10 protein-coding genes are annotated in these 13,846 nt (G+C 60.4%); 6 read left to right on the forward strand and 4 right to left on the reverse strand.

What is annotated here, in order from left to right; genetic code table 11:
• Window positions 1–54: 54 nt before the first annotated feature.
• The gene (locus ABXR19_RS04940) at window positions 55–375 is read right to left on the reverse strand and encodes a tyrosine-type recombinase/integrase (RefSeq protein WP_435594299.1); all 321 of its coding nucleotides are present in this window, start codon (window positions 373–375) and stop codon (window positions 55–57) included.
• An 81-nt stretch (window positions 376–456) separates the two neighbouring features.
• Here ABXR19_RS04940 and ABXR19_RS04945 point away from each other — a divergent pair, with 81 nt between their 5' ends.
• The 6 genes from ABXR19_RS04945 to holA all read left to right on the forward strand — a co-directional run bounded on the left by ABXR19_RS04945 (window position 457) and on the right by holA (window position 10,217).
• On the forward strand, window positions 457–639 hold the full coding sequence (locus ABXR19_RS04945; RefSeq protein ID WP_354599990.1) for a hypothetical protein: 183 nt from the start codon (window positions 457–459) through the stop codon (window positions 637–639).
• Between the two features lie 303 nt (window positions 640–942).
• Entirely contained in the window at window positions 943–3,657 is a 2,715-nt protein-coding gene (locus tag ABXR19_RS04950) for a PAS domain-containing protein (RefSeq protein WP_354599991.1), read from the forward strand.
• A gap of 81 nt (window positions 3,658–3,738) precedes the next feature.
• Entirely contained in the window at window positions 3,739–5,637 is a 1,899-nt protein-coding gene (locus tag ABXR19_RS04955) for a PAS domain-containing protein (protein ID WP_354599992.1), read from the forward strand.
• Window positions 5,638–5,819: 182 nt separating this feature from the next.
• Window positions 5,820–8,534, forward strand: coding sequence for a leucine--tRNA ligase (leuS, locus tag ABXR19_RS04960; RefSeq protein ID WP_354599993.1), 2,715 nt, complete (start codon window positions 5,820–5,822; stop codon window positions 8,532–8,534).
• Between the two features lie 117 nt (window positions 8,535–8,651).
• Window positions 8,652–9,194: an LPS-assembly lipoprotein LptE gene (locus tag ABXR19_RS04965; protein ID WP_354599994.1), complete on the forward strand. Its 543-nt coding sequence runs from the start codon at window positions 8,652–8,654 to the stop codon at window positions 9,192–9,194.
• A 12-nt stretch (window positions 9,195–9,206) separates the two neighbouring features.
• Window positions 9,207–10,217 (forward strand): DNA polymerase III subunit delta, encoded by a 1,011-nt coding sequence (gene holA, locus ABXR19_RS04970; protein ID WP_354599995.1) that lies wholly within the window; start codon window positions 9,207–9,209, stop codon window positions 10,215–10,217.
• A 253-nt stretch (window positions 10,218–10,470) separates the two neighbouring features.
• On the opposite strand, the gene ABXR19_RS04975 is transcribed toward holA, so the two are convergent.
• From ABXR19_RS04975 to tagH, 3 genes are read right to left on the reverse strand one after another with little or no spacing between them, the layout of a single operon-like run.
• Entirely contained in the window at window positions 10,471–11,121 is a 651-nt protein-coding gene (locus ABXR19_RS04975) for a YMGG-like glycine zipper-containing protein (protein WP_354599996.1), read from the reverse strand.
• Window positions 11,118–11,936: a PP2C family protein-serine/threonine phosphatase gene (locus ABXR19_RS04980; protein WP_354599997.1), complete on the reverse strand. Its 819-nt coding sequence runs from the start codon at window positions 11,934–11,936 to the stop codon at window positions 11,118–11,120. Before ABXR19_RS04980 ends, ABXR19_RS04975 begins: the two co-directional genes overlap by 4 nt.
• Window positions 11,933–13,702 (reverse strand): type VI secretion system-associated FHA domain protein TagH, encoded by a 1,770-nt coding sequence (gene tagH, locus ABXR19_RS04985; protein ID WP_354599998.1) that lies wholly within the window; start codon window positions 13,700–13,702, stop codon window positions 11,933–11,935. Before tagH ends, ABXR19_RS04980 begins: the two co-directional genes overlap by 4 nt.
• Window positions 13,703–13,846: the final 144 nt, after the last annotated feature.

Consider the following 13,846-nt stretch of genomic DNA (forward strand, 5'->3'; position numbering starts at 1 on the left):
CCCTTTTTCGTCGAATTTTCGCCCTCGCGCCGATTTGACCGTGCGCGTGGCTTTTTAACGCCACTTGTTCAGCGTTGTCCTAAATTCAGTTTGCTCCGAGATTTCAAGCGCGTCATCTACCTCTATGCCGAGGTATCGAACGGTACTTTCCAACTTGGAATGCCCAAGCAGCAACTGTATTGCCCGCAGATTTTTCGTACGTTTGTAAATCAGCGTTGCTTTGGTTCGTCGCATGGTGTACGTGCCATAGACCGTCGGATCAAGTCTAACGGCGGCGACCCATTGATGGACAATCCTTGCGTACTGGCGTGTCGAAAGCACTCCTGCTAACACCCTCCATACGAATATGGAGACAACCCGCCGTGAGCTGAACACACTGGCCGCCGCCCTGCCGCATCAGGCAGCCAGACAAGCCACCAAAGACAGCGCGCCAACAGATCCCGAACGTCTGAAAACGTGCTCAAAGAACTCGACAACCTTTTGGGACAGGCAGACACGGCAGCCATTGCGCTGTTCGAAATACACACCGCCACGCTAAAAACTGCGCTCGGGCCGGTCAGCGAAACACTCGGCCAGCAAATCAGCCTGTTTGATTTTGAAGCGGCCAGAAAAACCCTGCACACACGACTATCGCCTTGAATATTAGTCCCAATACCGATCCGCGCCAGATTACGGGTGAAGCAGCACGATTCCACCATCGGGAGGCGAAAATACACACCCACCCAGCACATACCCAGAGAGCCGCGCCTGTATTGCCTCTGCGCCAGTCATGCTCGAAGACCGAATACCGTCGCGGCTTCGCAAGCATGCCCCACTCAGCCCTCAGCACTAAAAACTCCGCTGCCTACCCTCTTGAGCAGCCGCCTACCCCTCAAGCCTTCGCCCCATGCAGACGTTAATTACCGCACGCGCTGCGTTTAGCTGCGCCTTGCACGAGGCCTCATGACCCGACAGAACGGCTTATCACTTCTGCTGGCAACCTTGCTACTCGTCACCCCGGCCTTCGCCCAGACGGAGACCGTCGGCACGACGCTCGGCAACGCTTACGGTTTGCTGCTGCTGGGCTTGCTTGCTCTCAGCGGCATGCTGGCCTGGCGCCTGCGCCAGCAAAGGCAGAGCCATATCGGCCTGTTTGATTCCCTGAACACCGCCGGCCTGGCCCTGCTGAGCCTGGATAGCGAACGCCAGATTACTCATCTTAACGACAATTTTCTTGCCTTGGGCGGTGTGCCACACGGGGCGCAGAGCCTGCACGATCTTCCAGCGGACTGGAGAAACTGGCTCGACAAACACGTACAACAAGCCCTGGAACAAGGCAAATCCCTGGCGGAGGAACGTGTATTCACACCAGACGAAAACCGCCCAGCCATGCTCTTGCGCCTGAGCGCTGCGCGCATGAAGGATGCGCGTGGTCAGGCCGGCGTTTTGTTGTGGTGTGAAAACATATCTGCCAGCAACGAGATCGTAAGCACCGCACTGGAGCGCGAGCACACCTTGCGCACCCGTTCGCAGAGTTTCATCCAGACCCTGATCGACGTGATTCCCCGCCCGGTTTACGTCAAGGATTCCAGCGGCCGCTACATCCTCGCCAATAAATCTTTCTACACCATGTATGGCACCACCCAGACAAACGTAATCGGCCATACCGCAGCAGAACTGTCTATCGACACCACTCAAGCCCAGGCCATCGCGCTGGAGGATGCACGCGTCATGGCTGGTGCCCCCATCTTCAAGGAGGAGTTTTCGGCCAGCTCCAACAAGGCAGGAGAAGACCGATTCACCATCGTCAGCAAGCAAAGCTGCCTGAATCCGGAAGGACAACGGGTACTGGTCGGCACCCACATCGACATCACACCCTGGCGCATTGCCGAGCGTGAATTGCACGCCTCGGTAAAGCGCGAACAGGAACGCAATCACCGCACCCAGCTATTCGTACAGCGCCTGCTCGACGTTTTCCCTAATCCGGTTTACCTGAAAGATGCACAAAGTCGCTACGTGATGATCAACGAAGCCTTTGTGCTGAGCCGTGGCAAAACCCGCGAAGAGTTACTGAATCTGAATGCCTTGCAGGTCGCACAAGCCATCGTCACGGCGCAATCCGGCCTCATACCGGAAGCGGAACAACGTGCCAGCACGTCACAACAGGAAGATCTGGCGGTCCTCGCTGGCACACCCTTGTGCAAGGAGGAAAACAACGTCAAGGATCAGAATGGCGTACTGCATGACCGCATCGTCACCAAAACAGCCTGCGAAGACCCGGACGGCCGAACCCTCATTCTGGTCTCCCTGTTCGACATAACGGACATGCGCAACGCGCAACGCGAGCTAAGCCACGCCCTGCAAGCCGAAACGGCGCATCGTCAGAACACTCAGCATTTCATCCAGCGTCTGATTGACGCACTCCCGCTGCCCGTCTGCGTTCGCGATCAGGACAGCCGCCACCTGCACGTCAATGCAAGCTTCCTGAACGACACCGGCCTCACTCGCGAACAGGTCATCGGCCAGCGCATTACCGATTTCATCAACAACGCCGAGCAGGTCGAAGCCTCCCTGCGCGAAGATCAGGACGTACTGGCAGGTCAAGATATCCTTGAAGAACGCCAGGATCCCGGCCTGAGCGGACAGGAGTTGCGCGATCTGATCATATCCAAACGCAGTTGCCTGGACGTAGACGGTCAGCCGGTCATCGTCGTGGCGCAGATCAATGTCACCGCCCAGCGTGAAGCCGAGCGCCGCGCGCTGAGCCTGATGAACAACGAAAAATCCCTGCGCACCCGTACCCAGGACTTCATCCAGCGCCTGATCGACATCATTCCTCACCCTTTCTTCGTCAAGGATCAGGAAAGCCACTACATCCTTGCCAACGAAGCTCTGGCCAAAGAGTTCCAGCGACCTGCCGCAGAAATTCTGGGCCGTGAAACGCGTGAAATTTATGCCGACCCGGAAAGAGCGCGCGCGATCCTCGAAGAGGACAAATCCGTGCTGGCCGGAGCGGTTATCTATGAAGAACGGCACGAAGCAAGTCCCCCTGGCAGCAATCAATGGACGGACAGAATCGTCTCCAAGCGTTGCTGCCTGGATGTAGATGGGCGCCCGGTCATTGCCGTCTCTCATTTCGACGTAAGCGAATTCCGTAGCGTCCAGCGCAAACTGGAGGCGGCCATGCAACGTGAGTCCATCCAGGTCGAGCGCATGCGCGAATTCCTGCAGCGCGTGATTGACGTGATTCCACAGGAGTTCTACATCAAGGATGCCGACAGCCGCATCCTGATGGTCAACCCGGTTTATTTGCGACGCCGTGGCCTCAACTGCGCGGCCGAAGCCATAAAGCGCACCGCGCCAGAAATTGGCGACGCCTTCCTGACCAACAGCCCGGCGCTACGCGACAATCCCGAAGCGATGGAAGAGGCCAGGCTCGAACTGCGTAAAAGCTGGGAGGTGGCACAAGCCGAGGATCTTGAGGTGCTGGCCGGCAAGACCGTCCTCAAGGAGGTCGCGCGCTGGATGCCTGGCAGCGACACTGCACACACCGTGGTCATTGCCAAAGCCGCGTGCACCGACATCAGCGGGCGTCAGGTGATCGTATGTGCCAGTTATGACATATCGGATCTGCGCGATACCATGCGTCAATTGGAAAAAAATGCCGCGAACAACTGAAGCAAGGCGATCTGGCGCCCTGCCCATCGCCACCCGCCTCTTTGTGCCAGAGTATGAGTCAATGGTCAAACCGGAGCCCCCATGAACAAATGGCAGATGATGGCAAGCGGGCTGATCGCGCTAAGCGCGGCCGCCATCGCATGGCTGCTCGCCCTGTCTGGCGGGCAGGCGGCCCTGCTCACAGCGCTGGCCATCCTGCCCCTGCCCTGGCTGGCCCTGCGGCGCCGGGAACGCGCCCTGCTAGAAAGCCTCGCCTCCGCCCGTCGCGCTCTGAACGGCAGCGCTCAGCCGGCACTTGTGCTGGATGCGCAAGGCCTGGCGCAAGAAGCCAACCCGGCCTTTCTGGCACTTACCCAACTCAGCGCTGAACATCGCCACGAAACCCTGCTCTCGGTCTTGCCCGAGGCCTGGCAAGAGTTCATTCGCGACCTGCATCAAAAAGCCCTCGCAGGCACTTGCAGCAGCGCCGAAGCGCTGCTGCCGCAAGGCACACAATCCGCCCTGCTGCGCGCCTACGCTCTTCCATTGATCAACCCGGACGGCGAGCATCAAGTGTTGCTAATGTGGGACAACCTGAGCGGCAACAATCAGACCCTGGATCAACTCCTCGCCCGCGAACAAGCCTTGCTGACCCGCAGCCAGGCCTTCATCCAGACGCTGATGGACGTGATCCCGCAGCCGGTCTACCTCAAGCGTGTGGACAGCACGCAAAGCATCTACATCCAGGTCAACACCGCCTTCTGCTCGCTGCACAACCGCCCCCGCAGCGAACTGGTCGGCACCAGCACCTATGAACTGTTCGCGGACCAGGCCTTTGCCTCGGCGGTCCATCAGGAAGAACTGCGCGTGCTGGCGGGCATACCGGTGTTCCGCGAAGAACAGACTATTGATCCGCAAACCGGCAAGGATCGCTTCACCGTCATCAGCAAGCAGATCTGCAAAGATGCCAACGGCGACACTGTCATCATCGGCACCAATTTCGACATCACCCCCTGGCGCATGGCCGAGCGCAATCTCAAACAGGCCTTGCAACGCGAGGTGGGCCGCCGCGAGCGCGAGCAATCCTTCATCCAGCGCATCATCGATGTGATCCCCTACCCGGTGCACGTCAAGGATTCGCACAGCCACTATCTGATGATCAACGAAGCGTTCGTGCAAGATCGCGGACGCTCGCGCGAAGAACTGCTCGGCAAGGATCCGGCCCAGGTCGTCAAGTTGATGGTCGGCGACAATCTGGCGGCAGAAGACACCGAGCGCTCGCGGGCCCTGCTCTCGCTGAAGGAAGACCGCGAAATCCTTGCTGGCGGCACCTTGCGAAAGGAAGAACACAACTTCCACAGCGTCACCGGGGCGGAACGATTCCGCACCATTTTCAAGAGCGGCTGTCTGGACACCGAAGGCCAGCCGGCCATCGTCACGGCTTTCTTCGACATCACCCAATGGCGCATTGCAGAACGCAATCTGAACGAAGCACTGGAACGCGAAAAAGCCCTGCTTGAGCGCACCCACGCGTTCATTCAGCGCCTGATTGATCTGATCCCCGATGAGTTCTACGTCAAGGATGCTGACAGCCGATATCTGCTCGTCAACCAGGCCTTCCTGCGGCGTCGTTACCTGCGTTCTGCCGATCAGGTCGTCGGCCGCAGCATGGAAGAAATTGCCGTCGCCATGAGCGAAGCCAACCCGGCTTATAAAGACCAGCCTGATCTGCTGGCCGGCGCCATCAGCGACCATCTGGATCGCATCAAAGAGTCGCACAGGGAAGACCTTGCCGTGCTCGCCGGTCAGAACCTGCTCAAGGAAGATCACCACATCATGCCGCACACCGGCGAAGAGCGTTTCTTCCACGTCGCCAAGACCTCCTGCGAAGACCCGGAAGGACGTACGGTCATCGTCTGTATCAACTTCAACCTCACGGCCCAGCGGCTTGCCGAACGCAAAGTAGAGGAACTCAAAGCCAGAATCGGCAAAGACGTCTGAAAAACAACCTGTCCGAAACCCGCTCCTGCATTAGATCTACAGACAAGCAGCCTGAAGAAGTCCGCCCCGTGGGGCTTTTCAGGCATGTCATGCGACAAGCCTGAATTCACGGCCTGCCAGCCCCGTCAGCCTGCTAAAATGCGCGATTCGAAAAACCCCGAACCGAGCCCGAGATGTCGTCCATGCAGGAAAAGTACGATCACACCGCCACCGAAAAGACCGCCCATCAGTACTGGGAACGCACCGCCGCCTTCAAGGCCGTCGAAGATGCGAGCAAACCCAAGTACTACTGCCTGTCGATGTTCCCGTATCCGTCGGGCAAGCTGCACATGGGCCACGTGCGCAACTACACCATCGGCGACGTACTCACCCGCTTCCACAAGATGCGCGGCTACAACGTGATGCAGCCCATGGGCTGGGACGCCTTCGGCCTGCCCGCCGAGAACGCGGCCATCGCCAACAAAGTGCCGCCGGCCCAATGGACCGACGAAAACATCGCCTACATGAAGCTACAACTCAAGTCGCTGGGCTTTGCCATCGACTGGAGTCGTGAACTGGCCACCTGCAAGCCCGATTACTACAAATGGAACCAGTGGCTGTTCCTGCGCATGCTCGAAAAGGGCATTGCCTACAAGAAGACCCAGACCGTGAACTGGGATCCGGTCGACCAGACCGTGCTGGCCAACGAACAGGTCATCGACGGTCGCGGCTGGCGCACCGGTGCGGTGGTCGAGAAGCGCGAGATCCCCGGTTATTACCTGGCCATCACGCAATACGCCGACGAGCTGCTCAACGATCTGGACACGCTGGACCAATGGCCCGAACGCGTGCGCCTGATGCAGGCCAACTGGATCGGCAAGAGCACCGGCGTGCGCTTCGCCTTCCCGCACCAGATCAAGGATGACGCCGGCGCGCTGATCGACGACGGCAAGCTGTGGGTCTTCACCACCCGCGCCGACACCATCATGGGCGTGACCTTCTGCGCCGTGGCTGCCGAGCACCCGCTGGCCACCCACGCCGCCCAGAACAATCCCGAACTCGCCGCCTTCATCGAGAAGTGCAAGCACGGTTCGGTGATGGAAGCCGACATGGCGACCATGGAGAAGGAAGGCCTGCCGACGGGCCTCTTCGTCACCCATCCGCTCACCGGTGAGCAGATTGAAGTCTGGGTCGGCAACTACGTGCTGATGAGCTACGGCGACGGTGCCGTAATGGCCGTGCCGGCGCATGACGAGCGCGACTTTGGTTTCGCTAAGAAGTACAACTTGCCGATCAAGCCGGTTGTAATGCCCGGCGGCCTGTCGTTGAAAACGGACGCAACTCCAGTTCAACCCGGTGAAGATGCTTCGGCAATTAGACCGCTTGAGCATCTCTGGGCCCATAGCTGGAATGTCGGTTTTGGCATGCATGGCGAGCTAATCAACTCGGGCAAATACAACGGACTGAACTACGAACAAGCTATTGACGCCATTGCCGCCGACCTGGCCGCCAAGGGCCTCGGTGAGAAAAAAGTCCAATGGCGCCTGCGCGACTGGGGCGTGTCGCGCCAGCGCTACTGGGGCTGCCCGATTCCGATCATCCACTGCGACGATTGCGGTTCTGTCCCCGTCCCGGACGATCAGTTGCCGGTGGTGCTGCCCACCGACTGCGTACCCGATGGCTCCGGCAACCCGCTGCACAAGCGCCCGGATTTCCTGAACGTTGCTTGCCCGTGTTGCGGTAAACCCGCGCGCCGCGAGACGGACACCATGGACACCTTCGTGGATTCGTCCTGGTATTACGCCCGCTTCGCCACCCCGGGCAACGACCAGGCTATGGTCGATGAACGCGTCAATTACTGGCTGCCGGTTGATCAATACATCGGCGGCATCGAACACGCCATCCTCCACCTGCTGTATTCGCGCTTCTGGACCAAGGTCATGGGCGATCTGGGCTTGGTGAGCTACCGCGAGCCCTTCAAGCGTCTGCTCACGCAAGGCATGGTGCTCAATCACCTGTTCTCGCGCCGCTCCGACAAGACCGGCATCGAATGGTTTGCGCCCGAAGAAGTCGTGCTGCAAAAGGACGAAGCCGGCCGCGTCACCGGCGCCACCGCACTGCGCGATGGCAATCCGGTCGACTACGGTGGCTTCGGCACCATGTCGAAATCCAAGCGCAACGGCGTCGATCCGCAATCCATGATGGAGCAATACGGTGCCGACACCGCGCGCTTCTTCATGATGTTCGCCGCCCCGCCGGAGCAGACGCTGGAATGGTCGGACGCCGGCATCGAAGGCAGCTACCGCTTCCTCAAGCGCATCTGGGCTTTCGGCCACGTCTTCGCCACCACGATCCAGCCGCAGCTCCCCGGACAGCGCAAGCTGGGCAACGCCAAGCTGCCCGAGAACCTCGCCAGCCTGCGCCGTGAAATCCACCTGCTCCTGAAGCAGGCCAACTACGATCTGGGCAAGCAGCAGTTCAACACCGTCGCTTCGAGCACGATGAAAATGCTCAACGCGCTGGAAAAAGCCCCGCGTCTCATTGACCAAAACGGAGGCATCGCTGCTGAAGTGATCGAAGAAGGCTTGGGCATCCTGCTGCGCGTGCTCTCGCCGCTGACCCCGCACATCACCCACACGCTGTGGGCCGAACTGGGCTACGCCAAAAGCGCAGATGAATCCATCCTTGACGCTGCCTGGCCGGAACCGCTGGACGCCGCACTGGTACAGGACGAAATCGAACTCGTGCTACAGATTCTGGGCAAGACACGCGGCTCGGTGAAGGTGCCGGCCGGCGCCGACAACGCCGCCATCGAAGCCCTGGCAGTGGTCTCGGAAATCGCGCAGAAGTTCATGGAAGGCAAGCCCGCGAAGAAAGTCATCGTGGTGCCGGGCCGGCTTGTTAATATTGTTGTCTAAATTCAGGACTGAGTGCTGAGGACTGAGGACTGAGTAAACATTGCCGCTGGCGACGCCAGCGCTGATTTCACTCAGTACTCAACACTCGTTGCTCAGCACTTTTCCCGAAGGAAAAAAATGCGCCGAATCCTTGTTGCCATCCTGTTGCTCGCTACGCTGTCTGCCTGCGGCTTCCATCTACGCGGGCCGCAAGCCTTGCCATTTGCCACGATCTATCTGGAGATGAACCAGTATTCGGATCTGGCCGCCGCCATCAAACGCCAGATCGCCACCAGCGGCAGCACCAAGGTGGTCAGCAAGATTGAAGACGCTCAGGTACGCATGGTGGTCGTGCGCGACACGAAGGAAAAACACATCCTCTCGCTATCCTCCACCGGCACGGTGCGTGAATACGAACTGCGCCAGCGCTTTGCCTTCCGCGTGCTCGACAAACAAGGCAAGGAAGTCACTCCGCTCAACGAGATTTTCATCTTCCGCACGGTCAGCTTCGCGACCGGTCAGGAACTCGCCAAGGAACAGGAAGAAGCCCTTCTGTATCGCGACATGGAAGGCGATCTGGTGCAACAGCTGCTGCGCCGCCTGGCTAGTACAAAACAGGCTGCGGAGCCCGCTGCAGCAACATCCGCTCCGGCTGCGCCGAAACCTGCCGCACAGCAGTAAGACACCAGCTGCATGAACCTGCGCCCCGAGCAACTCCCCTCACACCTGCAACGCGAGCTGGCTTCGCTCTACGTACTGCACGGTGACGAGCCGCTGCTGGTGATTGAGGCCGCCGACAGCATTCGCGCGGCTGCCAAGGCGCAAGGGGTGACGGAGCGCGAGGTATTGGTCACGCATCAGTATTTCAAGTGGGACGAATTCGGTCTGGCCGCCGGCAATCTGTCGCTCTTTGGTGATCGCCGCCTGATCGATCTGCGCATCCCGAATGGCAAGCCCGGCAAGATCGGGGGTGAATCACTGGTGCGCTGCGCCCGCGAACTCCCTCTACCCGGTGGCGACATCACCCTGATCACCCTGCCCCTGCTCGACTGGGCCATGCGCAAGACGGTATGGTTCGCCGCCCTGTCGGAAGCCGGCACGATGATCGAATGCAACGCGCCGGAACTGGCCCAACTGCCCCAATGGATCAGCGGCCGCCTCGCCCGCCAGCAGCAGAACGCCCCGCGCGAAGCGCTGGACTTCATCGCTGGCCACGTCGAAGGCAATCTGCTCGCAGCCCATCAGGAAATCCAGAAGCTCGGCCTGCTGTATGAGCCCGGCGCACTGAGCCTGGCGCAGGTTGAAGACGCCGTACTGCATGTCGCGCGCTACGACACCGAGAAACTGCGTACCGCGCTGCTAGAAGGCGATGCACCACGCTGCGCGCGCCTGCTCGAAGGTCTCAAGGGCGAAGGCGCCGCCGCGCCCTTCGTGCTGTGGGCCATGGCCAACGAAATCCGCACCCTCGCCAATGTGCGCGCGGTGATCGATGGCGGGCAAAGCGTGGATGGAGCCCTCAAGGCCGAGCGCGTCTTCGGCCCGCGTCAGGCGCTGATCAAACGTGCTGTGCAACGCCTCAAAGGTGGCGGCCTGCGCGCCGCCCTGATGCACGCCGCACGCATCGACCGCCTGGCCAAAGGCCTGGACAAAGGCGATGTGTGGGATGAATTCCTGCAGCTCGCGCTGCGCGTGCGGGCGCGCTGAGCTGCCTGCGGCAGAGGACTGAGCAATGAGTACTGAGTGGGGCAGTCTTGCAGAGCGGCGCCTGCTGGACTTCTTCGGGCAGGGGCTGCAAAGATCAAGGCTGCGCGCGGCTTTACAGAGCATCATCAAAAAGTTCCCACGCAGAACGTGGGAACGATCAAGCCAGGAAACAATCAACGACTTGCGACTTGCGACTTGCGACTTGCGACTTGCGACTTGCGACTTGCAACTTGCAACTTGCAACTTGCGAAGCTCAAACCTCGACCCGGTCGCGGTTCTTTACTTCAATGGTGTAGCGCTGCACCGTCGCCGGCACGCGCGGATCGGCCGTATAGGTACGCTTGACCTGACCTTTACCGGAAACTTCAGAGGTCTGCCGCTGGGCGACTTGCGAGGCGCTGCCGCGACCCGGCGCGGAGGCCACGGTCATATCCACGGTCTCGCCACGTTCAGCCGCCACCTTGCGGGCATAGGCATCAAGCTTGGCGACGGCTGCACGGCCATCGGGCGTATCCACCTGATTGAGCGGAATATCTACCGACACGGACTTGAAAGCCTGAACCTGATCGGTCTTGCGGGTTTCCCGATCCGTAACGTGCACGGTCTGAGTTTCAACCGGTGTGGCACGGGCCCCCGGCACCTGGCTGACGGCCTCGTTGCTGGCTTGTTGCGCCTCCTGCACCTCGGCATTACGCGCGCGCAGGTAGCCAATCGCGCCGCCGACAACCGCGCCGGCCGCACAGGCAGTCGCCATGTCGTTCTTGGTGAGTTTGGCCAGTACGGCACCACCGGCACAGCCAATCGCACCGCCAAACACGGCGCCTTGCGTTTTGGCATCCATGGTTTCGCAACCGGTTACGGTCATTGTGCAGGCCAAGCCCAGCGCAAATAAACGGATTTTCATGATGTGGACTCCTCAGGAGGTTCGGCCTGCTCGCTACGCGGGCCCAGGATCACAGTGGTCGCTGATTCAGCGGAATTCACCACGACTCCCACTGCAGTGTAGTTGTCGTTATCCGTGCCAGCATCCCGTTCGACGATGGCCGCCATGCTTTCCAGCCAGGCGTCAGCGCTGCTCGCTTCGGCCAGGATGCGCTGCATATTGGCCTCATCCACATATTCCCACCAGCCATCGGAACAGAGCATGAACACGTCACCGGCATCGGTCGGCACCGGATCGCCCGACACGCTGATCACCAGTTCGCCGGCATTGCCAATGGCCGAGGTGAGCAGGCTGCGCTGTGGATGGGTCCGGATCAGGTCCGTGCTGCCGTAGCCAGCGTCAATCATGCTTTGCACCAGGCTGTGATCACGCGTCTGATAGGCAAGTTGCCCATTGCGGAAGAGATAGGCACGCGAATCACCGGCATGCCCCCACACAGCCTGGCCCTGCTCACGGTCGATCAGCAGCAGCACACAGGTGGCGTGCATGTCAGTGCCGGCCGGCTGGTGCTCCTTGGCCTTCATCAACTCGGCGTGTGCCGTTTCAAGCAGACTCACCGCAACTTCGCTGCTCACCACCGGATTGGCTGCAAAACGCTCCAGCACGGTCTTGACGACCAGACGCGAGGCCACATCGCCGCCGCCATGGCCGCCAGCGCCATCGGAGACAACCCAGCAGCAGCCCGCATCAGAGGTCCAGTAGCCGCAGGAATCCTCGTTGCGCTTGCGCCCACCCGTGCGTGACAGGTGGGCAGTATGAACGTCAAGTTTACTCATTGGGACGCCCGGTCGTTGGACAAACGGTCGATCTGTTCTTCATAGGCGCGCAGGAATTCGCGGCCAAAAAGGGAATGGAAATCATCTTCGGCCTCGCGCAGGATGCCCGCATAGCGTTGCTCGTAGGAATCCCACAGTTTGGCCTTGCGATTGGCCGGCAGCACACTATCGAGGAAGCTCTTGTCGGACAGGCGCGCCTCCAGTTCAGCAGGCCTGAAACGCCCCAGAATACCCGCCAGCGCCCCCCGCATGCCGGCAATGAAGCCGATCTGGTGCGCCCGCAGATCATCGTACGCGTCGCGCATGGCCTCAACCGGCGGCAAAAAGCCCTTACTGCCCGCAGGCTGCAAGAGCTGATGCAAGGCGAAATTCACATCGGGCGAAAACTTCAGCGGATTGTTGTTCTTGCTGACGATCATCGTCATTTCGGCACGAACTTCGCGCTTGGTTGCAGCACGAGCCACCAGCAAATCCACTGTACCCTGCACCGATTCGCGCAACATCACGCCGATGTGCTCGGCCAGTTCCGGGGTCAAGCCACCGGGCGGATTCAGATTGGGCACCCCAAGGCCGCGCACGAAGGCAGCCAGCAATTCAGCACTACTCCCCGAACCTGCAGACACTGGAGCTGCGGAAACGGGCGCCGCTGGGGCCGGTACAGCCACCCTGGCTGCAGCCTGAGGCTGTGCGGGCCTTGCCACGGGGGCTGGCTGCACAGGCAATACCGGAGCGGCTATCGGCGCGGCGGGCGCTTTCGCAACAGGCGGATTATCCGGCGTCCCCACCACAATCTGGGTAGGCAGGTTGAAGTCGAACTCATCCTCGGCCGCAACCGCCTTCGGTGGCACGAAGGCATCGTTGAGCATGGAAGAATCGTTGCGCCCCGTCGGCATCGCAGCTGCGGTGTCAGTGCCCATCAGCAAAGCCAGCGGGTCCTGACTATCCGCCGCTGTCGGCACCTGATGCTGCGGGTCCGCCAGCATCGAATTGGCAAACGGATCCGCAGCCGTTTTCGCCTCCAGTCCAAACAGGGAATCCACCGAAGTGGCCCCGGCCGGCTGACCGATATTCACACCAAGACCCAAGCCCAGCGGATCATCGCTGCTGGCTTGTGCATTGGCCGGCTGACGCGGCGCAGCGGCCGGCGTACCGAAAGCGGCGAACGGATCAAGGTTTTGCGACGCAGCGACAGGCGCTTTTTCTGCCGGCGTAGCAGCCACGGAAAAAATCGCAAAAGGATCATCACCCGCCTTGCGTTGCACGGGAGCGGGCGGCGACACAGAATTTGACGGAGCAGGCACAACCGCAGCCGGAGCGGGCATCGCAGAGGGCGCTGGCGGAATCCCCAGCAAGGCGGCTAAGGGATCCGGATTACTTGCGGCGGGCGCAGCCCCTCCCAGCAAACCCAGCGGATCGTCTGCAGCAGCAGGCGCCGCCGAAAAAACCGGCGCAGGACGCACGGTTTCAACGTGCAAAATCCACTCCGCCATCTCGATGCGATCACCATCATGCAAAGAGGCAACATTACCCTTACCAAGCGGACGGCCATTCACGCTGGTCGGGTTACCGCCTTGATCAACAAGGAAATACTCACCCGACAGACACTTTACCTGTGCCTGCACACGCGAAATATGCTTATGCGGATCGGGCAAAACCAGAGAATTGACATCCTCCCGGCCAATGCTGCCGATACCTTCGCCAAACACCGCCGACAAGGGCGAGGCGGGTGGCACCCCGTTCTGACTCACTACGAAAACACGCAGCACATGACCCCCTGAAAATCCCGCAGAACAACCCGCTGTGGCGGGCATTCCACCACACAAGGGCCTGCACTTCAATCGCCGATGCGGGCATATCCGACGACCGCGCTCTGCAGGGCTTGGCAGCAGGCCTATGAATGCGGGATGATC

Origin of the sequence: Uliginosibacterium flavum (assembly GCF_040566545.1) — a bacterium.
GTDB classification, from domain to species: Bacteria; Pseudomonadota; Gammaproteobacteria; order Burkholderiales; family Rhodocyclaceae; genus Uliginosibacterium; species Uliginosibacterium flavum.